The following is a 22,923-nucleotide window of genomic DNA, read 5'->3' as shown; positions in this document are numbered from 1 at the left end:
ATACAGGAGGGCATGCAGACGTATGGACGCATTGCGCGTCTGACGGCAGAGCTTGATGCCGACTTTGAGCTTTGTTCCGCCGCTACCGCCAGCTCCTCGCTTCCGCCCACCGACCTTGTCGTGTGCTCTCTCACGGATATGCGCTCCGATGGCATTGCCGCGCTCGAGCAGAAGTTGCGACTTGCCGATAATGTGGGGCTGCTTCTCATGGTGGAAGCCGATGCACTCAATCTTTTGCGTCTGCCTGCGCATATTCGTGCCGATTTTGCCCTTTCGAACGCCCCCGACGATGAGCTGCTCATTCGCATGCGACATCTTCTGTGGCCAGGGGAGGAGACGGCCAATTCCGATTTCATCGCAATCGATTCGATGGTCATCAACCTTTCGACCTATCAGGTTCTTGTTGATGGCAATCCCGTTGACTTTACCTATCTTGAGTACGCGTTGCTTGCGTTTTTGGTAACGCATGCGGGACACGTGTATTCGCGTGATGCATTGCTTTCGCGTGTCTGGGGCTTCGATTATTTCGGGGGTTCGCGTACGGTCGACGTGCATGTGCGACGTGTGCGCTCCAAGCTCGGTAATGATCTTGCGGCGCATCTGCGCACGGTCCGTGGCGTCGGCTACATGTGGGAGTAGGCGCGTCAGGATGGGCAATCTTGTCGTTCACGAGGATGCTCGCGTAACCTCGTACGCTTCGCATCCTCCTTCACGCCAATCTCACCCATCCTGATGCGTCTACTGTGATGTGCCAAAAAACCAGACAAAAGTGCTCCGGCGATTATTGTCTGGTTTTGCCCTATACGTCTACGAAGGCGTATTCGATTTCGTCGTGCAGGCGTTGACGAGTCTCTTCGATACGGTCCTTTTTAAGCTCGCATTCCCAGATGACGATGACATGCCAGCCTTCGCTTTCGAGCTGTTCCTTGACGCGTTTGTCCCGCGCCTTGTTGCGCGCGAACTTCTGCTCCCAGAACTCCACGTTGCTCTTGGGTTTGCTTGCGTACTTGCATCCCTCATGCGCGTGCCAAAAACAGCCATTAATGAACAAAGCGAGTTTCCTGCCCGGGTACGCGATGTCGGGATGCCCTGCGCACTTCTTCCAATCGCAGCGATATCCGGGCCAACCCATCTCACGTAGCATCTTGCGCACGACAAGCTCGGGTTTCGTGTTGGCGCGCTTGTTGGCGACCATGACGTTATGTACGGCTTCGCTTACCATTTCCATCTCATGATACTGCATGAAACTGGGCCGCATCGCACCGAGTTCGCGGTACTATGGGAACACTATTTGCCCATACCGCCCGAAAGGCTGGCCATGTCTCAACGACTCATTGCTGTCATCGACGGAAACTCCCTGCTCCATCGCGCGTTCCATGCCGTGCAAACTCCCATGAACACACCTGATGGCGCACCGACCAATGCCGTTTTCGGATTCATGCAGATGCTTCTGAAGATGATCGAGGACTACCATCCGGATGCCATCATCTGCGCCTGGGATGTGCATCGTCCCGATTGGCGAATGAAGCTGCTCGCGGGGTACAAGGCACAGCGTCCCCCCATGGACGAAGACCTCGCTGTGCAGTTTCCCATGATTCAAGGCTTGCTCGAGGCGATGAACATTCCCTGCATCGCGATGGATGGGTATGAGGGCGATGACATCTTGGGTACTATGGCCGCGCGCGGCGAGGCGAATGGCGACCGTGTCTTTCTCATCACGGGTGATAAGGATGCCTACCAGCTCGCGAGTGATACCACGAGCATCGTGACGACTCGCAAGGGCATGTCCGATGTCGTTATCTACACGCCCGAAAAGGTCGTGGAGCGCTACGGTATCCCCCCGAGCCTCGTGCCCGATTTCCTGGGTCTCAAGGGTGATTCGAGTGACAACATTCCCGGTGTGCCCGGCGTGGGCGAAAAGACCGCTGCCAAGCTGCTGGTCCAATGGGGTTCCCTCGATGACGTACTTGAGCATGCCGATGACATCAAGGGAAAGATGGGAGAGCGCATCCGCGAGCACGCCGAGGACGCGCGCATTAGCCGTGCTGTTGCCACGATCAGGCGCGATGCGCCTGTCGAGCTTTCACTCGACGATGTTCACTTTCCGAGTTATTCCGCGCAGGAGGTAAGCGAGGCCTTTGGGGCATTGCACTTCAATCGCCATCTGCGCGTGGTGCTTTCCTTGCTGGGCGATGATGCGTCGACCGCTGCCGCCATGCCGCAGCCCAAGGTCAAGCTTAGCTATCACGTATCCCAAAATGCCGAGTCCTTCGTCAAGGCGGCGGTGAAGGCGGGGCGCCGAGTTGCCGTTGCGCTCGACGAGCCCATCGAGCAGTCGCTCTTTGCGCAGGAACCCACCGTCGTCTTCTCTGATGGTGCGGGGCTCGCCGAGACGACGATCGAGCTTGCCGCACCTCTCATCGGGCATATCCTCGCTGAGGGCACGCTTGTGGGCATCGACATCAAGCGCATGCTGCGGGGCGTGTTTGCGCCGGGCCATCCCGCCCGGGAACTCGACACGATATTCTCGGCCAGTCTTTTTGACTGCAGCCTTGCGGCATACCTGCTCGATTCGAACGGAAGCTACCTGACGAGCGAGCTTGCCGAGAAATACTTGGATCTGGTCAAGCCAACGGGCCAAAACGCTCCGAGCGACGGCCAGTTTGAGGCTGCCGTTGCCGAGAGCCTGGTGGATGTGCTCACCGCCAAGCTCAAAGAAGACGATTCCTGGAATCTGTACTGCGATATCGAGCTCAAGCTCATGCCCGTGCTGCTATCGATGGAACGCTTCGGTACGGGTCTCGACACGAACGTGCTCAAGGATATCTCCTCGGAGATTTCCGGACACATCGAAGAGCTGCGCGCGGAAATCATCGAACTGGCCGGGGAGGATTTCAACATCGACTCGCCCAAGCAGCTCGGGCATATCCTGTTCGAGGTGCTCGGGCTCGATACGAAGAAGTCAAAGAAGAATCGTACGGGTTGGTCAACGAACGCCACCGTGCTCGAAAAGCTGCGTGATGACCACCCGCTGCCCGATAAGGTCGTTGAGTATCGCGAGCTTACCAAGTTGCGTTCGACGTATCTGGATACACTGCCGACGCTCGTCGATCGTGCCGACGGACGCATCCACACGAGCTTCAATCAGACGGTCACGACGACGGGCAGGCTCTCCTCGTCCGATCCCAACCTGCAGAACATTCCCGTGCGCACCGAACTGGGACGGCGCATCCGCGAGGCGTTCGTTGCCCCGGAAGGCGGCGTCTTCCTGTCGGCCGACTACTCGCAGATCGAGCTGAGGCTGCTCGCGCATCTTTCGGGTGATGAAGGACTCATCGACGCATTCTTGAGTGGCGAGGATTTCCATGCCCATACGGCTTCCGATGTCTTTGGCGTATCGGTTGACGAGGTAACGCCCGATATGCGCTCGCGCGCCAAGGCAGTCAACTTCGGCATTGTCTATGGGCAACAGGCGTTTGGTCTCGGCCAGACGCTGCACATTCCCATGGCCGAAGCACAGGAGATGATCGACCGCTATTACGATGCGTATCCCAAAGTCCGCGCTTATCTCGATGACGTCGTCGCTCAGGCGCATAAGGACGGGTATGCGACGACCATGTTTGGTCGCAAACGTCATATCCCCGAACTGCGTAGCACGAATGTGAACCTGCGTCATTTCGGCGAGCGCACGGCAATGAACCATCCCATGCAGGGCACGGCAGCAGACATCATCAAGCTTGCGATGATTCAGGTAAACAAGCGTCGTCGCGAAGAGGGTCTGCATGCGCGTATGGTGCTTCAGGTGCACGACGAACTCGATTTCGAGTGCCCGAACGAAGAGGCGGACACGATGGCTGCGCTCGTCGCCGAAGTCATGAACAACGTGGTCGAGCTCAAGGTTCCGCTTATTGCCGATGTGCAGATGGGCCCCAACTGGGCGATTGCACATTAACTTGCACACGCTTATTTGAAGCGGAGGATGGGGCGCGACCGGAGCGACTGGGTTTCGGAGCTCCGGCGTACATCATCCTCCGCTTCGCGTGCAGGTTACCTCATGCGCAGGTGCAGCCACTGGGAGGCACCCGGCGTCTGCTCGGCAAGTGCAAGCAGGTTATGTGCAGTGATGTAGCCTGCGCTATCGGCGGGAAGCTCGCCGCGCCAGCCTGTGTTGTGGTACCAGCTGCGTGCGTTGAAGTACGCCTGCAGGCCGGGGTTCCTGAAGCTGTAGCCCTGACGTGCGTATGGCTCGTTTCGCGCGATGCAGAGCTCGGCATCGTTGAGGCCAAGAGCGCGAAGCTCGTCGATGCTATAGGCCTTCTCGCTCGAGTTGGGAATGACGTAACCATCATGCAGGTTTACCGTGCCCGTGAGCGTGCGGCCGTTGGAGGCGACCATGGCGATGTTGACGGCACCATTGCTCACGCCCGGGCCATTCAGGTTATCGCCGCCGGTGTTGCCACCACTCGGGGCACTGCCACCCGAGGTGCCGCCGCTCGAGCCACCGGTGTTGCCTCCCGTGTTGCCGCCCGAGCTGGTGCCGCCCGAACCGCCGGAAATGGCAGCGCCAGAGCTGCTTGCCGAACTACCGGAATTGCCACCCGTCGATGTCGAGCCGGTCGAACCCGAGCTGGAACCCGTCGAGTTACCGGTCGCGGCACCGGGTGTGGTGACATCGGAGCCAGGCGTCGTCGTGCCCGGCGTAGTCGTTGAGATGGAGCCCGGAAGTGCGCTGGAGCTGCTCTCTTGCTTCCACTTGGCATAAAGCGTCATATCTTGCGTGACGTCAATCGGGAAGCTGGCCTCCTCATTGTAGTTGGCATCGAGGTACCAGCCATCAAAGGTATAACCGGGGCGCGTGGGGTTAGCGGGGCGCTCGAGCTTGCCGTTCTCGAGTATGTATTGGTTGCCAATAACGGTGCCGCCATCGGTGTCGAAGCTTACCGTTTTGCTCTTGTTACCAGAGTTTGCGAGAAAGACGCCAAACGCCACGAGGCAGCAGATGATAAGCAGCGCGATGAGAATGACGACGAACCTCTTCCTGTCGCCCGTCGTGTTGCGAGGCGTGCGCGTTGTGTCACGGTGCACGCTGCGGCGCGTCCGAGAACCGGGGATATCGCCCGTAGTGCCAGCGGATCGCGTGGGCGCTGGTTCTGCTGCGAAGTCGTCGATGAGAATCGGGGTGGTGGTGCCTGCTGCCGACCGCGCTCCTGTGCTGGTGGTGGTTCTGGCCGTGCGTGCAGTCGTGCGGTCTTCGTCTGGAACCCTGCCGGATTCGCTTGTGGGACGCTTGATGACGGGAATCTTGCCCGTGGTAGCTGCGGCGCTTGTTCTGCGACGCGGCGTGGGAGCCTTATCGGAGTTTGCAGCTGCTCCTGGTGCGCTTGCAGAGCCCGGGGTTGTGGGGGTTGCGCCATCGCGCTTGGGCACACGGACCTCCCAGGGGCGCTCGATGGGCGTCGTGGGCTCGTTGCTCATGTCGGATGGAAGCTTGATGACCTTGCGGTTCGCGCTTCGATTGGATCTATCGGCACCAGGCATCTGGAGTGGTGACCCGCACTCCGAGCAGAACTTTGCTCCGTGAATATTGCTGAAGCCGCATTTGGCGCAACGCATGTGTGCTCCCCCGTGTGTTATCTAAGCTGCATTTAGGTAGCGTGTTCATACATATACTTGAACTTAGGTATTTTCTCTCAAATAGCGGGAGCATTTCAACTGAAAATTTCTTACATCTCAAAATACATAAATCGTTGTATGAAGCGGTGCAATTGTTACAAAGTCATTGCTTGAAATAGGGATATATGGGGTACAATACATCTTTGCGTGCGGAATAGGCCGCACCGTGATGTTTTTGTTGGCCCCGAGTAAAAACGTTCGTTACGAATTATTCGCGGGCCCCGAAGAAAGGGGTCCTCTTGAGCGTAATCAAGAATCCTACCGTCATCGATGCAACCGAGATCTCCGATGACGAGATGAATGCCCTGATCGATGGTACGATTAATCCTTTCGAGGAAGGTGACCTGGTCACCGGCACTATCGTGAAGCTCGACCGTGACGAGGTCCTGCTCGACATCGGTTTCAAGTCCGAGGGCGTCATTCCCGTGCGCGAGCTTTCCATTCGCCGCGATGTCGACCCGTCCGAGGTCGTCAACCTGGGCGATCAGATCGAGGCTCTCGTGCTTCAGAAGGAGGACAAGGACGGTCGTCTCATCCTCTCCAAGAAGCGCGCTGAGTACGAGCGTGCCTGGATCAGCGTCGAGGAGAAGTTCAACAACGGCGAGAACGTCGAGGGCGAGGTCATCGAGGTCGTCAAGGGCGGTCTCATCCTTGACATCGGCCTGCGTGGCTTCCTGCCGGCATCTCTCGTCGACCTGCGCCGCGTGAAGGATCTTTCCACGTACATCCACTCCACCCTCGAGGCTCGCGTCATCGAGATGGATCGCAACCGCAACAACGTCGTGCTCTCCCGTCGCGTCGTCCTCGAAGAGGGTCGCAAGGCCGAGCGCGCCGAGGTTCTTGCCAAGCTCGCCAAGGGCATGCACCTCAAGGGCGTCGTCTCCAGCATCGTTGACTTCGGTGCTTTCGTCGACCTGGGCGGCATCGACGGCCTGGTCCACATCTCCGAGCTCTCCTGGAGCCACGTCAATCATCCCTCCGAGGTCGTCAAGGTCGGCCAAGAGGTCGAGGTCGAGGTTCTCGATGTCGACATGAGCCGCGAGCGCATCTCGCTCGGTCTCAAGCAGACCACCGAGGATCCGTGGCGCACGCTCGTCAAGAACTATCCCGTCGGCTCCATCGTCGAGGGTACGGTTACCAAGCTCGTGCCGTTCGGCGCATTTGTCGAGCTGGGTGACAGCATCGAGGGCCTGGTGCACATCTCCGAGATGGCATCCCGTCACGTTGATGTCCCGAGTCAGGTCTCCAACGTTGGCGATCCCGTCCAGGTCAAGGTCATGGACATCGACATGGATCGTCGCCGCATCTCCCTGTCGATGAAGGCCGCCGCCGAGACGCTTGGCGTCGAGATCGAGGTCGCAGAGCTCGAGAAGCCCGAGTCCGATGACGAGCCTACTGGTGAGGTCGAAGAGGTCGTGGCCGAGGAAGTCGTGACCGAAGAGCCCACGGAAGAGTAGAAAAGGCAAAGCTTGTCTAAGATTCTTCTTGGCATGAGCGGCGGCATAGATTCGTCTGTTGCCGCCTGGATTTTGAAGCGTGACGCTCACGAGGTGGTGGGCGTCACGCTTCGCTTTCACGACAGCCCACAGCGGGCTGCCGCGATCGAGCGCGCACAAGGCTGCGCCCAGAAGCTTGGCATCGAGCATCACGTCATTGACATGCGCGACGAGTTCGCCCGCATGGTCAAGGATTACACCGCGTGCGAGTTCGAGCAGGGCCGCTTTCCCAATCCTTGCACTGTCTGCACGCGCGAGCTCAAGATGAACGCACTTTTCGAGCAGGCCACTGCCTTTGGATGCGAGCAAGTTGCAACGGGGCATTACGCTCGCATCACGCAGGACGAGGCGGGCTTCCAGCTGCTGCCTTACCAGCTACGCAAGCCCCTCGACGTTTCCAAGGATCAGACCTTCTTGCTCTACACGCTCGCGCAGGATCAACTTGCGCGGCTTGTCTTTCCATTGGCGGATTTGCACAAGGGCGTCGTCAGACGCATGGCGATGCAGGCCGGTCTCATGCGCATTGCCCCTGTCAACGATGGACAAGGCGAGCCCTGTTTCTACGATGACGAGGGGTTCGTCGCATGGCTCGAAGGCGAAGGTGGCTTGGAGCGTGATACGGGCGATATTGTCTATCTGGGCGATAATTCCATCATCGACAGCTACGAAGGGCAGTATCGCTTTGCTCCAGACCAGAGTTTGGGCCGTTACACCATCGCGCACGAGGTAAGCGAAGAAGACGACGCAAGCTCGGCGTCTATCATGGAAGATGAAGAACTCTTCGCCGTCTACAAGGATGTCAGGAGTCATCGTGTGTATGCCGCAACCCGCGCCGTGGCTGGCACCGAGATGTGCCTGCTGCGCGATGTGTGCTGGACTTCGATTGACCCTCCGCAGGGCAAGCGCTCGTGCCGTGTCCGCATAGCATACGATCGCAAACCCGTGCCTGCTCATGTCATCTGCAACGACGAAGGAGTCGTTGTCGCATTCAGCGAGCGCGTGGGCGGCGTGCGCCCAGGTCAGCCCCTCGTCCTCTATTCGGACGATCTTGTTCTCGGCGGCGGAATCGTTACCGGGTAGTGGCGCCGGAAAGATGCGTATCGTGGCGGATTTCGAGCATATGTCGGCAGCAGGGCGTGCGGCAGCGCTTCGGGCGCAGCAACGTCAGAAGCACGATATCGATGCCGTCTCGCGTGCTGGCATGCGCTCGGAAAACGAAGATGATGACGGGTATGACCCGTATTCCGACTACATGGATATGCTCGCGCGTAACTCGTACGAAGAGCCCGAAGCCGATCCGTGGAGGTAGGAGCATCATGTACACGGTCATGGTGACAGGCGGTATCGGGTCGGGAAAGTCGAAGCTCGTCGAGTTGCTGTGCGAGCGCGGAGCCGTTTCCATCGATCTTGATGAGATAAATCGCAGGCTCATCTCCAGCAACACCATGCTCATTGCCGAGCTCGCGGAACGCTTTGGGGAGGAGATCCTCGATGAGGATGGAGCTGTCGTTCCGGCGCGTTTTGCGCGGCTGGCGTTTGCAAGCGAACAAGCCACGCATGATCTCAATGCCATTTCGTTTCCCTACATCACCGAAGCGGCCACCAATTACATTCTCAATGTCGAATGCGTGCCACGTACGAATGCCAAGATTCTTGTCATCGAAGTGCAGCTCCTCACCGAGGTGCCCGAGTTTGCCCAGCTCGCCGACGAGGTCATTGCCGTGTCGGCACCAAGCGAGCTGCGTCTTGCACGTGCCGTCACGCGCGGCATGGACGCATCTGACGTGTTGGCCCGCATGCGTGTGCAGGCAACCGATGCCGAGCGTGCCTTGATTGCCGATACGATATGTGAGAACATATGTTCGATTGAAGAACTCGGTGATTGGGCTGATGCTTGGTACGATGAGCGTATGGAGATGCTCGAGAAGCAGGAGAGCTAGACGTGGACAGCGCGCAGAGTGCACAGATTAACGGTCGGCGCGAGCAGGGCAATCCCTTCAAGTGCGTCGCGCCCTATGAGCTCTCGGGCGATCAGCCGCAGGCAGTCGAGCGTCTTACCAACGGCATACAAAGTGGCATGCGCTACCAGACGCTGCTTGGCGTCACCGGTTCGGGCAAGACCTTCACGATGGCCAAGACCATCGAGCGCTTGCAGATGCCCACGCTCGTTCTCGCACCCAACAAGACGCTGGCAGCTCAGCTCGCAAGCGAGCTCAAGGAGTTCTTCCCCAACAATGCCGTGAACTACTTCGTGAGTTACTACGATTACTACCAACCGGAAGCATACGTTCCGCAGACCGATACCTACATCGAGAAGGACTCGTCGGTCAACGAGGAAGTCGAGAAGATGCGCCATGCGGCAACTTCGGCGCTGCTCACACGCAAGGACGTCATTGTCGTCGCGTCCGTAAGTTGCATCTATGGCATCGGATCTCCGGAGAACTACGCCGAGATGGCGGTTTTCGTAGACCGCGAGGTACCGCTCGATCGTGACGAGTTCATCTACCGGCTTATCGACATGCAATACGATCGCAACGATTACGAGCTCGAACGCGGCTCGTTCAGAGTGCGCGGTGATAGCGTCGACGTGTTTCCGCCTTACATGGACAACCTGCTGCACTTCGAGTTCTTCGGCGATGAAGTCGAGGAGATTGTCGAGGTCGACCGCATCACGGGCGAAGAGGTCATGAGCTATGCCTCGACGCCCATTTGGCCTGCATCGCATTACGTGACCAATCGTCCCAGCGTCGAGAAGGCTCTCGTATCCATTTCCGATGAGCTGCGCGAGCGCTTGGATGATCTCAAGAAGAATGGCAAGCTGCTGGAAGCGCAGCGCCTCGAGCAGCGCACCTCGTATGACCTCGAGATGCTCGAGACCATGGGCTTTTGTACGGGCATCGAGAATTATTCGCGCCATCTCGACGGACGCGAAGCAGGCGAGCCGCCCTACACATTGCTCGATTACTTTGGCGGCAGTGACTTTTTGACCTTCATCGACGAGAGCCACGTGACGGTGCCGCAGGTGCGCGGCATGCACGAGGGCGATCGCAGCCGCAAGGTCACACTCGTCGAGCACGGCTTTCGCTTGCCAAGCGCGCTCGATAACCGTCCGCTGCGATACGATGAGTTCGAGCAGCGCATCCCGCAGTTCATCTTCATTTCGGCCACGCCGGGCGATTACGAGGAGCGCGTAAGCGAGCAGACCGTCGAGCAGATCATTCGCCCGACGGGCCTGCTCGATCCGGAGATTGTCTTGCGTCCCACAAAGGCGCAGGTCGATGACTTGCTGGCAGAAATCCAGGACGTCGTCTCGCGTGACGAGCGCGTGCTCGTGACCACGCTCACCAAGAAAATGGCCGAAGAGCTCACGGATTTCCTGCTCGATCAGGGCGTGAAGGCAAATTACCTTCACAGTGACATCGGCACGGTTGAGCGCGTCGAGATTTTGCGCGAGCTGCGTATGGGCAGCTTCGACGTGCTCGTTGGCATCAACCTTTTGCGTGAGGGTCTCGACCTACCCGAAGTGAGCCTCATCGCGATTCTCGATGCGGACAAGGAGGGCTTCCTGCGCAATAAGCGAAGCCTCATCCAGACCATCGGCCGCGCCGCACGCAACGTAAGCGGACGCGTCATCATGTATGCGGATAACGTGACGGATTCGATGCGTATCGCCATCGACGAGACGGCTCGTAGGCGTCATATCCAGATGGCTTACAACGAGGAGCATGGCATCGAGCCCAAGACTATCCGCAAGGCCATATCATCCATCATGGACGAGCTCTCCGAGGGCAAAAGCGCCCAGGAGATATCGACGAGCAAGGCACTCGCCGATGATATCGCGCTGCTCGGACGTGACGAGGTGCTGCGCATGATCGACTCGCTCGAGGAGCAGATGGCCGAGGCCTCCGAAGCCCTTGACTTCGAGACGGCGGCCCATCTGCGCGATCAGGCGGTGAGCTTGCGTGCCAAGGTCGAGAGCACCGATGAAGACGATGCGCTCGCGCGCCTCAAGGCGACCTCACGACGCGGGTCGACTATGGGCACCCGCAAGAACTCCGGCAAGCACCGCAGGCGCTGAGGCGGGCGATCTCGACGTTCAGCGCCCCGCTCGCGTAGCGCCTGTACGCCACGTGCGGCCAGGGTATTGTCATTTCGAGCGGAGCAGCCGAAGGCTGCGTAGTCGAGAAATCTCGATCTTTTGTCGCAATAGAGGAGATTCCTCCACTCCGGGGCCTTGCGGCCCCTCCGGTCGGAATGACGGTGAGAGGCGGGGCCTTGCGGCCCCTCCGGTCGGAATGACATTTCCTACTTGTACACGGTCTCGTCGTAATCCGTTTCGTGCCTGCCGCCGCATGCGATGCAGGGCACCGGCGTGACGTGATCGAGCACGCGCTCGTTATAGGGGCTCGAGTGGCGTTGATTGCAAACTGGGCAGCGCGTCCATTCGATATGCGTTTTACCTGCTACCGTGACCTCACGGGCGGTAGAAGCCTGATGGTGCACCGTGCGATAGACCGGTTGTTCTCGATATGCCGTGTGGTGAACGATGTAGCCTTGCCGCATGTCCGTTTCTGGCGCTTGCTCGACAGTCGCTGTCGCCGTGTCTGGCGTTGGCAACGCGTCTTGCACGGTGTCAGCGCTCGTCGTGCCTTCGGAGATATCGGGTACCTCGCTTCGCGCGTCATCGGCTTGCGTAGGCTGCTGCGTTTGTTGCGCCGTGTCGAGACCACGAGCATCGTCTGGAGTTATGCCGGGCATGATGGCGCCGATATGGGGATCTGATTGTTCGATGGATTGTCGCGATGACGAGCGAGCTGATTCGTCAGAGACTTTGGGTTGGCTGTGCAATGCCCAGGCGAGACTTGTCGAGCCTCCGATGAAGATGACGAGCGAGATGGCGAGAATCGTCAAATCTCTGGTTGATCGTGCCTGTGTTGATGCTGTGCGTCTGTTCCTCCTCGAGACGCGCTGCTTCAAGCTACCTCCTAGTTGTTGGTGACGATGAGGGCGATGATGAGGATGATGATGACGAGAAACGCGAGAATCTGGAAACGCCCAAGCCAGGTGTAACGATTCTCCTTGCGGATCATCTTGGCGATTTCCGCATCGCTCTTATCCGGATTAATGAGCTTGAGATACTCTGCATAGCTCATATTCTCGGGAATCTGCACCTTTTGGGAATCTTGCTCGGGCTCCTCGGGCGAGGGACTGGCCTTCGCCTGTCCGTCTGATGGTGCTTGCGTCTGCTCGTCGCTCATCGTGCCTCCTGTAGTCGTACACGGGCATACAGTGTAGCGCATACGCTGGCGTATGCACGCGAAAGCACCAAATTGCGATGAATGCCAAGGCGCGCGTTTTATGGTACCTTTCTCAGCAGATGATTTCTCGACCAGGAGGACCACATGACCTTGCTAAAGCGTGTTCGTCTGGCACTCGTTACCGCTGGTGTGACGCTTTTTGCTTGCGCGTGCCTGACTGCATGCGGTGAGCCCATTGCGGCGACCTACGACGGTGGATCGGTCACCGAGGAAACAGTCACGAGTACCATTGAAAACATGCGGACGTATTACGAGCTCGAGGATGACGCGGCCTGGGCCGAGTTCGTCAAGGGCCGCGAGTACGATACGGGCGCAAATGGCTCCATGCAGACGGCAGTCGAGAAGGCGGCCGCGCAGGCGGCAGCCGCAGCTGGCCAGACCGATGAAGACCAGACCGAGGGTACTGCCGAGGAAATGCGCGAGTACGTCATCGAACAGATCATCCGCAGTCAGCTCATCGAGAAGGAGATCAAGGACCGCAAGCTCGAGGTGAGCGATGAGGACGTTGACGCATACGTCGAGCAGCAACGTTCCTATGTCGAGTCGAGGCTCATGGAGGGTGTCTTCGAGAGCGTCCTGCAGAGGCAGGGCTACAAGGACCTCGATGAGTATCGCGAAGAGATTCGCGAACAGCTCAAGCAGCTCAAGCTCCAAAATGAGGTTTCGACCATCACAACGGACGATGGCCAGGAGATTTCCGGCAAGACCGCATGGTCCACATGGTTCGATAAGCTGTATGAGAGCGTCCATCCCAAAATCAATCCAGCTCCACAGCCGTTGCCCTACGCAATTGTCGAGGTAGCGCAGGATTCAGGTGCCGAGGGTGCACCGGAAGGCGAATAAGCAAGGCCAAGTTGGCGGATACATCTCACAGAACAGGGGAGAAGCATGTATTCCAAGAAGACCATCAAGGACGTCGACGTAGCCCACAAGCGCGTATTAGTGCGCGTGGACTTCAACTGTCCGTTGTATGAAGGTACCGTCGTGGATGACACGCGCATCCGCGAGGCGTTGCCGACTATCCGTTACCTCCTCGACCATGATGCTCGCGTCATTATCGCGAGCCATCTGGGCCGTCCCAAGGGGGATCATTTCGAGAGTCAATTCTCGATGATGCCCGTGGCCATGCGCCTCATCCAGTTGCTCGGACGTCCCGTTTCAGTCATTGGTGGCGAGAAGATTGCCGGCGAGGATGCCCTTTCGGCTTCGCTCGCGCTCAAGGACGGCCAGATCATGATGCTCGAGAATCTGCGCTTTGACGATGGCGAGAAATCCTGTGACCTGCAATTTGTGCACCGCCTTGCCTCGCTCTGCGATATATATGTCAACGACGCCTTTGGCGCAGCGCATCGCGCTCATGCTTCCATCAGCGGCGTGCCGGAGTTTGTTCCGGCTGTGAGTGGCCTTCTGCTCGCCAAGGAGGTCGAGACGCTCACCTCGATGCTCGAGAATCCCAAGCGTCCCTTCGTTGCCATTTTGGGTGGCTCGAAGGTGTCGGACAAGATTGGCATCATCAGCAACCTCATGGACATCGCCGATACCATACTCATCGGCGGTGCCATGATGTTTACTTTCCTGGCAGCCCAGGGATATTCGGTTGGCCAGTCCAAGATGGAGGCCGACATGGTCGATACGGCTCGCCAGATGCTCGAGACCGCCAAGGAGAAAAACGTCAATCTTGTCATTCCCGTTGATGTCAAGATGGCCGACCAGTTCTCCGACCTTGCCTATACCGAGGCCGTCGATGTCGACGCCATTCCCGATGACATGATGGGTCTCGATATCGGCCCCAAGACAGGCCGCATGTATCGCGAGGTCATTCGCGAGGCCGGCACCGTTTTCTGGAATGGCCCCATGGGCGTCTTCGAGTTCCCGTCCTTCGAGCTCGGGACCCGTTGCGTTGCCGAGGCCGTGGCCGCATCCGACGCGACGAGCATCATCGGCGGTGGCGATTCGGTCGCGGCTATCAAGAAGTTTGATCTGGCTGATCAGGTCACGTTCATTTCGACTGGCGGCGGTGCCTCGATGCGTCTGCTCGAAGGCAAGGAACTTCCCGGCGTCATGGCGTTGATGGACAAAGAAGCGTAAGACGACGAGACGAGGAGCAGCGTATGTTTGGCGCAATGCAAGATACCGCCGCCCGCATGCCGATGATTGCGGGCAACTGGAAGATGAACAAGACGACGGTCGAGGCCGTGACGCTCTCACAGCAGATCTCGTTCGAGTCTGACAAGGCCTGGGAGGCAGTCGAAGTGGTCATCTGCCCACCCTTCACCGACCTCAAGTCAGTCTTCAACGTTCTCACCTTTGACCACTCGAGCATCAAGCTTGGTGCCCAGGACGTGTATTGGGAGCCCGACGGAGCCTATACCGGCGCCATTTCGGTCTCCATGCTCAAAGAGCTCACCTGCGAATACTGCATTGTCGGGCATTCGGAGCGCCGCGAGTACTTTGGCGAGACCAACGAGACGGTCAACAAGAAGGTCAAGGCGCTGCTTGCCCAGGGACTTCATCCCATCATGTGCTGCGGTGAAGACCTTGATGTGCGAGATGCGGGCGATACGCTGGCCTTCATTGGCGAGCAAGTACGACTTGGCTGGAAGGGCGTTGGCGAAGAGGACATCGCCAAGTCGGTCATCGCCTACGAGCCCATCTGGGCAATCGGTACGGGTCGTGCTGCCACGCCCGAGCAGGCGCAGGAGGCATGCGCGCACATCCGCGGCGTCGTTGCCGACTTTGCGGGTGCAGACGCGGCGAGCAAGATGCGCATTCTCTATGGTGGCTCAATGAATACGGGCAATGCCGAGCTTTTCCTGCCGCAACCCGATGTCGACGGAGGCCTCATTGGCGGAGCCTCGCTCGATGCCAAGGCGTTTTCGACACTCGTTGAGATGGCGCTCAAGGCAAAGTAGTTTGCGTGCAACAAAAGAACTGTTCTACCGGGGCGATCTGTGATTGCCCCGATTCGTTAGAGGAGCATCTGAGATATGAAACCGGTCCTGTTGGTGATTATGGATGGCTTTGGTCTGGCTGAGGACGGTCCGGGAAATGCCATTTCGCTTGCATCCAAGCCCTACTATGACGAGCTGTGGGCGCAGCGCCCCCATACGACGCTCGGAGCGTCGGGACGTGATGTCGGCCTTCCCGATGGCCAGATGGGCAATTCCGAGGTCGGACATTTGAACATGGGCGCGGGACGCGTCGTGCATCAGGAGCTCACGCGCATTAACGATGCATGCGAGAACGGCAGCATCGAAGAGAACGAGATTCTCATCGAGGCGATGGATGCAGCCATTAACGTGAATCGTCCCATTCATCTTCTGGGTCTGCTCTCTGATGGCGGCGTGCACAGCAATATCGAGCATCTTGAAGCGCTCATCGAAATGGCAGCCAAGCGCGGCGCTCGCGATATCCGCATCCATGCTTTTCTCGATGGCCGTGATGTTGATCCCAAGAGCGGCGCGGGCTATGTTCAACGTATCGTCGATTTCTGCGACCATATCTTCAATGATTACAATGGCGCCCAGGCCGAGATTGCGACCATATCGGGTCGTTACTATGCGATGGATCGTGACAAGCGCTGGGATCGCGTGCAACAGGCTTGGAATGCGATTGCACTCGGCGCAGGCAAGGGCTTCGCGCGCAACCGTCCCGTCGGCGCCGTCGAGGCTTCCTACAAGGTAGACATCACCGATGAGTTCGTCATCCCAACGGTTCTCAACCATCGCGGTGTCAATGATGGCGACACGATGATCTTCTTCAACTTTAGGCCCGATCGTGCCCGTGAGCTCACCCGCGCCTTCGTGGACAAAGACTTCGATGGCTTTCCGCGTCCCAATGTGCCGGATGTCAACTTCGTCTGTCTGACGGAGTACGATCCGACCATCGATGCGCCCATTGCGTTTCCCAAGGCCTTCCCGGAGAACACGCTGGCCGATTTGCTTGCGGCACAAGGCCTGCGCCAGTTCCATATTGCCGAGACCGAGAAATACGCGCACGTCACATTCTTCTTCAACGGCGGTGTCGAGCAACCCAAGAAAGACGAGGAGCGCAAGCTCATCGCAAGCCCCAAGGTCGCGACCTATGATTTGCAGCCCGAGATGTCCGAGCCACTCGTTACCGAGGCACTCGAGCAGGCGATCAACGATGACGTGGCCGATGTCTACATCGTGAATTATGCCAACTGCGACATGGTTGGACACACGGGCGTGATCGAGGCTGCCACGGCTGCCGTCGAGGCAGTCGATCGTGGCCTTTCCCATGTGGTCGAGGCGATTCTTGCCAAGGGTGGTGCCGCACTCATTACGGCCGACCACGGCAATGCCGATAAGATGCTCGCCGACGATGGAGAGAGCCCGTTCACGGCTCACACGACGGCTCGTGTGCCGTTCGTGCTTGTCTGCAACGATGTGTCACTCGGCCTTGTCGACGGGGATGATGCACGCTTGGCCGACGTCGCCCCCACGCTCATCGACTTGCTCGGCCTTGAAAAACCCGAGCAGTGGACGGGAAATTCACTGTTGACCCGCGCGTAGGAACTGTTAGAATGACTAACCTGTGACGCGTAGCGCGCGTCACGATGGTAAGAAGGAAAGGCATTTCGTGGACGCGATACTCAATGTGATGCACTCGGCGCCGTTTATGTATATCGTCTTGGTTCTATGGGCGATTTCGGCAATCGGCCTTGTCATCTTTGTGCTTATGCATTCGGGCAAGGGCACGGGCGTTTCCGAAGTCATTGCCGGCAGCATTTACGGCACTGACACCGGATCGAGTATCGTCGAGCGCAATCTTGACCGAATGACGGTTATCTTTGCGGTCGTGTTCATGGTATCCTTGCTTCTCCTGATGATTTCCTTCCCCACGGGGTCGGTTCACTAGTCATCAGGGCTATTTGAAAAGTCGGAGTGGCGGAATGGCAGACGCGCTAGCTTGAGGTGCTAGTGCCCACATTACGGGCGTGGGGGTTCAAGTCCCCCCTCCGACACCAGGCAAAACGAGACCCGCTCAGGCGGGTCTTTTCATTTCTGCGGGAGTTTTGGACAAAAAGAAGGGTTATAGGACAAAACGTGTTGATGATTTCATCTGTTTCTCCAGGTGAGAGTGCGTAAAAGTGGGGCTATGTTTCAAAAAGTGTGTCCGGCGGGACATCACTGACGGTACCTCGTCGGCATGTGAAACTCGTTCCAGTCGATGGCCTTCCCATACCTCTCCGGGCTTCCATCCGAATGCCGGCCCTCGCCCGAGACGGTTGCGAAAAGCCCGTCGACGTCTTCGTCCCTCGGCATGCGGCGCAGGATCTCCGCCGGGCTCTCGGGCTCTTCGGTGTGCATGTAGCACCACCACATGACGGCCTTCACGCGGTGCAGCAGCGGCAATCCCCGATGCAGCCTGAGCATCTCCCTCAGTTGCGCGTTCAGGCTCTCGATCGGGTTGTTGGTGGAATCCCAGCGCCCGCCGCGCTCCCTTTGCATCTCGATGAATGTGAAAAGCGTCCCTTCCTTCACCAGGCGGTTGAGGCTTCCCCTGGCCCGCCGCAGCCTCTCGTGCGTGTAGACCCTCCTGCCGTCTTTCACCGTGAACTCCTTCAGGAACTCGCTCCAATCGGAGCACCACTGCGCGTAGTCGACGAGCCACTCCCTCATCGCGTCCTCGTCTTTGGCCCTCGTCAGGCGGTTCGCGATGCCCAGGAGCTCGCGGCCGCACTCGAGCTTGGGACTCTTGGTCGTGTAGCGCTTGACCTGGCGCGCGGCATGCACGACGCAGCGCTGTATCCTGGTGCCGGGCCATACGGTGCGCGCCGCCTTCGCGAGCCCGGTGGATCCGTCCGACACCACCAGCATCGGAGCGGGTATCCTCATCATCAGCGCCGCCCAGGAGCTCGAGCACTCCCTTTGCGCCAGGTGCCATGCGATCACGTGCTCCTTGGAGCGCGCGACGAGCACGACGGCGTCATGGGAAAACCAGATGCCGTCGAGAAAGACCGTGTCGAAGACCTCGCCGGTGAAAGGGGCGATGGGCCAAAGCTCCCAGAACCCGGCGCACTTTCGCCAGAAGGTCGACCTGCTGTATCCGAGATCGGCGATCGACCTCTTGGAGAGGATCCAGGCAAGGAAGGCCCGGAGCAGCTTGGCGGCGTTGTCAATCCTTCTCGTCTTGGAGGCACCGCACGACTTGCACCGCCAGCGCTTGGTCCCTGCCTTCGTGTATCCGTTCCCCTTCATCTCGCTTCCGCAAACGTCGCATCTCGGGCTACTCAAGGCGTCATCCTGTCCACTAGGCAACTTTTCCCTTCGGAAAGCTTGCCTGAACAGGCACGTCAAGAGGAAAGCGGACACACTTTTTGAAACACCTTCGAGTTGGGCGATTCCAACTCAAGGACCTGATTTGCTTGTGTTCAACTGGGGTAACGGGTCTTATTCGGACACACTTTTTGAAACATAGCCCCCAGTCGATGGCCTTCCCATACCTCTCCGGGCTTCCATCCGAATGCCGACCCTCGCCCGAGACGGTTGCGAAAAGCCCGTCGACGTCTTCGTCCCTCGGCATGCGGCGCAGGATCTCCGCCGGGCTCTCGGGCTCTTCGGTGTGCATGTAGCACCACCACATGACGGCCTTCACGCGGTGCAGCAGCGGCAATCCCCGATGCAGCCTGAGCATCTCCCTCAGTTGCGCGTTCAGGCTCTCGATCGGGTTGTTGGTGGAATCCCAGCGCCCGCCGCGCTCCCTTTGCATCTCGATGAATGTGAAAAGCGTCCCTTCCTTCACCAGGCGGTTGAGGCTTCCCCTGGCCCGCCGCAGCCTCTCGTGCGTGTAGACCCTCCTGCCGTCTTTCACCGTGAACTCCTTCAGGAACTCGCTCCAATCGGAGCACCACTGCGCGTAGTCGACGAGCCACTCCCTCATCGCGTCCTCGTCTTTGGCCCTCGTCAGGCGGTTCGCGATGCCCAGGAGCTCGCGGCCGCACTCGAGCTTGGGACTCTTGGTCGTGTAGCGCTTGACCTGGCGCGCGGCATGCACGACGCAGCGCTGTATCCTGGTGCCGGGCCATACGGTGCGCGCCGCCTTCGCGAGCCCGGTGGATCCGTCCGACACCACCAGCATCGGAGCGGGTATCCTCATCATCAGCGCCGCCCAGGAGCTCGAGCACTCCCTTTGCGCCAGGTGCCATGCGATCACGTGCTCCTTGGAGCGCGCGACGAGCACGACGGCGTCGTGGGAAAACCAGATGCCGTCGAGAAAGACCGTGTCGAAGACCTCGCCGGTGAAAGGGGCGATGGGCCAAAGCTCCCAGAACCCGGCGCACTTTCGCCAGAAGGTCGACCTGCTGTATCCGAGATCGGCGATCGACCTCTTGGAGAGGATCCAGGCAAGGAAGGCCCGGAGCAGCTTGGCGGCGTTGTCAATCCTTCTCGTCTTGGAGGCACCGCACGACTTGCACCGCCAGCGCTTGGTCCCTGCCTTCGTGTATCCGTTCCCCTTCATCTCGCTTCCGCAAACGTCGCATCTCGGGCTACTCAAGGCGTCATCCTGTCCACTAGGCAACTTTTCCCTTCGGAAAGCTTGCCTGAACAGGCACGTCAAGAGGAAAGCGGACACACTTTTTGAAACACCTTCGAGTTGGGCGATTCCAACTCAAGGACCTGATTTGCTTGTGTTCAACTGGGGTAACGGGTCTTATTCGGACACACTTTTTGAAACATAGCCCTAATTCTAGCATGGAATCGAACGTATGTACGAAACCAGATGCAAAATCACTTTCGGATGAGGCATTTGGGTCCGGGGCCGATGAGGTCGTTGCGTCCGGCCTTGAGAAGCGCCTCTCTCACGAGCTTGCGGTTCTTGGGGTTGCGGTACTGGATGAGCGCGCGTTGCATGGCCTTTTCGTGCGGCGTTTTTGCCACGTAGACCGGCTCCATCGTGCGTGGGTCGAGCCCCGTGTAGTACATGCAGGTCGAAATCGTCGAGGGCGTGGGATAGAAATCTTGGACCTGCTCGGGGTTGTAGCCCATGTCACGTACGAATTCGGCAAGCTCGACGGCATCGGCGAGCGTTGCGCCGGGATGTGACGACATAAGATAGGCAACCAGATACTGTTTGAGTCCGGCTTTCTTGGTTGCCCGCTTGAATGCGGTGGCAAATCGCTTGAAGACGCTGATGGGCGGTTTGCCCATGGTCATGAGCACTGCATCTGACGCATGCTCGGGTGCGACGCGAAGCTGGCCGCTCACATGGTGCTCTACGAGCTCGCGCAGGAAGCTCGGGTCATCGTCGAGCATCATGTAATCGAAACGCAACCCACTGCGTATAAAGACCTTCTTGACATCGGGCAGCGCACGGAGCTTGCGCAGCAGGGCAAGATAATCCTCGTGCGTGACGCGCAGGCTGGGGCACGGCTCGGGCGATAGGCAGCGCTTGCCCACGCAGGCGCCGGTTTTGAGTTGCTTGTTGCAGGCGGGTACGCGGAAGTTCGCCGTAGGGCCGCCGACATCGTGAATGTAGCCCTTGAAGGCGGGGTCTTCGGTCATGAGGCGCGCCTCGTCGAGGATGGACTCGTGGCTCCGGGCCTGGATGATGCGGCCCTGGTGGAAGTTGAGCGAGCAGAAGGAGCAGTCGCCGAGACAGCCACGATTGCTCGTGATCGAGAACTTCACTTCGGCAAGCGCGGGTACGCCGCCTGTCTGCGCGTACGAGGGATGCGCGTCACGGGCATAGGGCAGCGCGTAGATGGCATCCATCTCGGGCATGGAGAGCGGCTTAGACGGTGGGTTTTGCACGACAAAGACATTGTGCGGGTATTCCTCGGCAAGAATGTGCGCGGAGAAGGGATCGAGATTTTCGTACTGTATCGCGAAACTCGTTGCATATTTGCTCGAGTCCTGCTGTATCTCCTCGAAACTCGGCAAGACGATTGCGTCGTTGGGAAGGTGGTCGAGTGAGCGCGCTTTGTAGACGGTACCGTCAATGAAGCTCAGGTCATGTACCGAGAGACCACTGGCCAAGGCATCCGCTATCTCGACAATGGACCGCTCGCCCATGCCGTACGAGATGAGATCGGCTCCCGAATCGAGCAGGACGGAGCGTTTGAGGCTATCTGACCAGTAATCGTAATGCACGAGACGGCGCAGGCTCGCCTCGATACCACCGAGGATGATGGGCGTTTTCTTGTACGTGCGGCGAATGAGATTGCCGTAGACAACGCAGGCATGATCGGGACGCAAGCCGGACTCGCCACCCGGCGAATACGCGTCTGACCTGCGGCGCTTCTTGGCGACCGTGTAGTGGTTGACCATGGAGTCCATGTTGCCGGCCGAGACGAGAAAGCCAAGCCGCGGCTCGCCCAGAACGGTAACGGAGGATGGGTCGCGCCAGTCGGGTTGCGCGATAACGCCAACGCGATAGCCGTGGGATTCGAGCAGACGGGTGATGATGGCGGCCCCGAAGGAAGGATGGTCGACGTATGCGTCGCCGCTCACGTAGACGAAGTCAAGCTCATCCCAACCGCGCTCGCGCATATCGGCGCGGGTCATGGGTAAAAAGCCACTTGTCACGGTGACTACTCTTCGTCTTCAGGAAGCTCGAAGGCGATGAAGTCGATGAAATCGTACTGCTCGTAGCGCTTGTTGATTGCCTTGATCGCGTCAGCGCGTGTCGCGAGCTTGTCGAGTATCTCGCGGCGACGGCGAAACGCCAGCCGTCCGAGCGTGCCGTATTCCTCGCGCAACGCGTCATATTCCTTGACATAGGACATGGCGTCGTCCTGGTACTCGGCGATGATTTCGTCGTTCGTCTCTTCCTGATCGCCCGCCTTGGCGTCTTGAGCGGCTGCCATGAGCTCCGCGTGCTGGCGCGTGAGGTAGTTTATATCGGTGAGGCGCTGGCGCAGCTCGGTCTCGAACTTGTCGAGCTGGGCGGCCTTGGAGCGCGTGAAGGGCGTCATCGTGCTCGTGAAACGTGCCCAGAACGACTCCATGAGCTGCTGGAGGGCGGTGACCTTCTTTACGAAGTCCTTGCCGAGCAGACCGACTTCACGGCGGATGTTCTCGTGTTTGACCTGGTCGAAGACCTGGAGCGCTGTGAGCTCGCCGGCAAATTGGCGGCCAAGCAATTCCTCGCGCTCGGTGACGTGCTCGGGGTCATACGTACCCGAACCTTCGGGCGTGTAGGGCTTGTTTCCGATGACGGAGATTTCGTCACCGACCTCCTTGACGAGGTCAAGGAACTCGAGGATGCGCACGACGGTGTCGTCCACGCTTTCCTTGCGGCGACGGAGAGACTCGGGCAGCGACTTGTAGGCGTAGCGCTCGGCGGCCGTCATCTCGGGCCGGGGCGGGACGTACTTTCCACCTTTCCGCTGCTCTGCGGGCATCTCATCTCCTTCGCGCGTTAGCGAAATCTATTCTACGCCCCAAGAGCGTCTGGGGTAAATGGGGATT

At 58.8% G+C, this 22,923-nt stretch carries 20 protein-coding genes and 1 tRNA gene; 13 read left to right on the top strand and 8 right to left on the bottom strand.

What is annotated here, in order from left to right; all coding sequences use genetic code 11:
• The first annotated feature begins 12 nt into the window (after positions 1-12).
• Positions 13-639: a winged helix-turn-helix domain-containing protein gene (locus OIM11_07595; protein HJJ00990.1), complete on the top strand. Its 627-nt coding sequence runs from the start codon at positions 13-15 to the stop codon at positions 637-639.
• 160 nt (positions 640-799) lie between these two features.
• Here OIM11_07595 and OIM11_07590 read toward each other — a convergent pair whose 3' ends face one another.
• Entirely contained in the window at positions 800-1,228 is a 429-nt protein-coding gene (locus OIM11_07590) for a very short patch repair endonuclease (GenBank protein ID HJJ00989.1), read from the bottom strand.
• A gap of 90 nt (positions 1,229-1,318) precedes the next feature.
• Here OIM11_07590 and polA point away from each other — a divergent pair, with 90 nt between their 5' ends.
• The gene (polA, locus tag OIM11_07585) at positions 1,319-3,952 is read left to right on the top strand and encodes a DNA polymerase I (protein HJJ00988.1); all 2,634 of its coding nucleotides are present in this window, start codon (positions 1,319-1,321) and stop codon (positions 3,950-3,952) included.
• 95 nt (positions 3,953-4,047) lie between these two features.
• Here the strand turns inward: polA and OIM11_07580 are convergent, their stop codons facing one another.
• The gene (locus OIM11_07580) at positions 4,048-5,613 is read right to left on the bottom strand and encodes an InlB B-repeat-containing protein (GenBank protein HJJ00987.1); all 1,566 of its coding nucleotides are present in this window, start codon (positions 5,611-5,613) and stop codon (positions 4,048-4,050) included.
• 299 nt (positions 5,614-5,912) lie between these two features.
• Between OIM11_07580 and rpsA the strand changes: the two genes are divergently transcribed.
• The 5 genes from rpsA to uvrB are packed head-to-tail and all read left to right on the top strand — an operon-like array spanning position 5,913 to position 11,247.
• Positions 5,913-7,130 (top strand): 30S ribosomal protein S1, encoded by a 1,218-nt coding sequence (gene rpsA, locus OIM11_07575; protein HJJ00986.1) that lies wholly within the window; start codon positions 5,913-5,915, stop codon positions 7,128-7,130.
• 12 nt (positions 7,131-7,142) lie between these two features.
• Complete coding sequence (locus OIM11_07570) at positions 7,143-8,249, top strand: 7-cyano-7-deazaguanine synthase (protein HJJ00985.1); 1,107 nt, start codon at positions 7,143-7,145, stop codon at positions 8,247-8,249.
• Between the two features lie 22 nt (positions 8,250-8,271).
• Complete coding sequence (locus OIM11_07565; protein ID HJJ00984.1) at positions 8,272-8,478, top strand: hypothetical protein; 207 nt, start codon at positions 8,272-8,274, stop codon at positions 8,476-8,478.
• A 7-nt stretch (positions 8,479-8,485) separates the two neighbouring features.
• Positions 8,486-9,109 (top strand): dephospho-CoA kinase, encoded by a 624-nt coding sequence (gene coaE, locus OIM11_07560; GenBank protein ID HJJ00983.1) that lies wholly within the window; start codon positions 8,486-8,488, stop codon positions 9,107-9,109.
• A 2-nt stretch (positions 9,110-9,111) separates the two neighbouring features.
• Complete coding sequence (gene uvrB / locus OIM11_07555) at positions 9,112-11,247, top strand: excinuclease ABC subunit UvrB (GenBank protein ID HJJ00982.1); 2,136 nt, start codon at positions 9,112-9,114, stop codon at positions 11,245-11,247.
• 227 nt (positions 11,248-11,474) lie between these two features.
• On the opposite strand, the gene OIM11_07550 is transcribed toward uvrB, so the two are convergent.
• Entirely contained in the window at positions 11,475-12,080 is a 606-nt protein-coding gene (locus OIM11_07550; GenBank protein ID HJJ00981.1) for a hypothetical protein, read from the bottom strand.
• 74 nt (positions 12,081-12,154) lie between these two features.
• Positions 12,155-12,427 (bottom strand): hypothetical protein, encoded by a 273-nt coding sequence (locus OIM11_07545; protein ID HJJ00980.1) that lies wholly within the window; start codon positions 12,425-12,427, stop codon positions 12,155-12,157.
• A gap of 144 nt (positions 12,428-12,571) precedes the next feature.
• Between OIM11_07545 and OIM11_07540 the strand changes: the two genes are divergently transcribed.
• The 6 genes from OIM11_07540 (at position 12,572) to OIM11_07515 (ending at position 17,477) form a co-directional block, all read left to right on the top strand.
• Positions 12,572-13,330 carry a SurA N-terminal domain-containing protein gene (locus tag OIM11_07540; protein HJJ00979.1) on the top strand — a complete coding sequence of 253 codons (759 nt, stop codon included), beginning with the start codon at positions 12,572-12,574 and terminating at the stop codon, positions 13,328-13,330.
• 45 nt (positions 13,331-13,375) lie between these two features.
• Positions 13,376-14,575: a phosphoglycerate kinase gene (locus OIM11_07535; protein HJJ00978.1), complete on the top strand. Its 1,200-nt coding sequence runs from the start codon at positions 13,376-13,378 to the stop codon at positions 14,573-14,575.
• Positions 14,576-14,598: 23 nt separating this feature from the next.
• On the top strand, positions 14,599-15,399 hold the full coding sequence (gene tpiA / locus OIM11_07530) for a triose-phosphate isomerase (protein HJJ00977.1): 801 nt from the start codon (positions 14,599-14,601) through the stop codon (positions 15,397-15,399).
• A 75-nt stretch (positions 15,400-15,474) separates the two neighbouring features.
• Complete coding sequence (gpmI, locus tag OIM11_07525; GenBank protein ID HJJ00976.1) at positions 15,475-17,022, top strand: 2,3-bisphosphoglycerate-independent phosphoglycerate mutase; 1,548 nt, start codon at positions 15,475-15,477, stop codon at positions 17,020-17,022.
• 67 nt (positions 17,023-17,089) lie between these two features.
• Positions 17,090-17,368 (top strand): preprotein translocase subunit SecG, encoded by a 279-nt coding sequence (gene secG, locus OIM11_07520; protein ID HJJ00975.1) that lies wholly within the window; start codon positions 17,090-17,092, stop codon positions 17,366-17,368.
• A 20-nt stretch (positions 17,369-17,388) separates the two neighbouring features.
• Positions 17,389-17,477: transfer RNA gene (locus tag OIM11_07515), tRNA-Leu, on the top strand.
• Between the two features lie 160 nt (positions 17,478-17,637).
• Here the strand turns inward: OIM11_07515 and OIM11_07510 are convergent.
• From OIM11_07510 to OIM11_07495, 4 genes are all read right to left on the bottom strand, one after another.
• A complete protein-coding gene (locus OIM11_07510) occupies positions 17,638-18,825 on the bottom strand; it encodes an IS1249 family transposase (GenBank protein HJJ00974.1) in 1,188 nt (395 codons plus the stop codon).
• Positions 18,764-20,086 (bottom strand): IS1249 family transposase, encoded by a 1,323-nt coding sequence (locus tag OIM11_07505; protein HJJ00973.1) that lies wholly within the window; start codon positions 20,084-20,086, stop codon positions 18,764-18,766. The genes OIM11_07510 and OIM11_07505 overlap by 62 nt, the downstream gene beginning before the upstream one ends.
• A 155-nt stretch (positions 20,087-20,241) precedes the next feature.
• Entirely contained in the window at positions 20,242-22,017 is a 1,776-nt protein-coding gene (locus OIM11_07500; protein HJJ00972.1) for a YgiQ family radical SAM protein, read from the bottom strand.
• Positions 22,018-22,043: 26 nt separating this feature from the next.
• Positions 22,044-22,856: a hypothetical protein gene (locus tag OIM11_07495; GenBank protein ID HJJ00971.1), complete on the bottom strand. Its 813-nt coding sequence runs from the start codon at positions 22,854-22,856 to the stop codon at positions 22,044-22,046.
• Positions 22,857-22,923: the final 67 nt, after the last annotated feature.

This window comes from Coriobacteriaceae bacterium, assembly GCA_025992705.1.
Taxonomy (GTDB): Bacteria; Actinomycetota; Coriobacteriia; order Coriobacteriales; family QAMH01; genus QAMH01.
This window is presented reverse-complemented; position numbering and strand designations above follow the sequence as displayed.